Raw genomic sequence first — 551 nt, 5'->3', positions numbered from 1 at the left:
CTCGCTAAGTAGCCACTTGAGACTGCCAACGTTGATACGACAAAGCCCTTCCAATATGGAAGGGCTTTGTGTTTAAAAAGTAAAGGCTTTATTGAGTCCAAGAGCGATACGCGTCGCGTGTTTCATTCAAGCGATCAAGCATAGTGTTAACCTCACTACCCTGTTCAACTAACTCACCAGATTTGGCTTTTTTATCGATAGACATCGCTAACTCACACAAACTGTCGGCTCCGAAACTCGCAGCACTGCTTTTTAGCGCATGGCTGATCTCTTTCAAATACACTAAGCGCTCTGAACCTTCTAACTGCGACAAGTTGTCGATGTACGTATCCATCTCACCCAAAAAAATATCGAGCAAAACAGGCACGTTATCACTGCCGATTTCCATCGACAGTTCATCTATTTTTTGTTGATTCAATATCGTCATGCTTACACCTTCTGCCGCTCTTCTTTACCATTCCATGCTTGTAGTTTGCGGTAAATCGTTGACGGACTGACATCAAGATACCCAGCGGCTCTTGGAATATTGCCGTCACACGTCTCAATCGCTT

General features: G+C 44.3%; 2 protein-coding genes. Both read right to left on the bottom strand.

The features are described 5' to 3' along the window. Positions 1-88: 88 nt before the first annotated feature. Complete coding sequence (gene luxU, locus R7E78_RS29500) at positions 89-427, bottom strand: quorum-sensing phosphorelay protein LuxU (protein ID WP_020838698.1); 339 nt, start codon at positions 425-427, stop codon at positions 89-91. 2 nt (positions 428-429) lie between these two features. Further along, positions 430-551, bottom strand: a 122-nt coding sequence (locus tag R7E78_RS29495; protein ID WP_318059066.1) for a helix-turn-helix domain-containing protein, incomplete at its 5' end; no start/stop codon positions are given.

Source organism: Vibrio sp. YT-19(2023), assembly GCF_033337395.1.
Note: the sequence above shows the minus strand (reverse complement) of the source record. Positions and strands in the feature narration are given on the sequence as shown.

Excerpts from the sequence above, each read along its gene's own strand:
- luxU (WP_020838698.1), bottom strand. The coding sequence starts at position 427 with ATGACGATATTGAATCAACAAAAAATAGATGAACTGTCGATGGAAATC.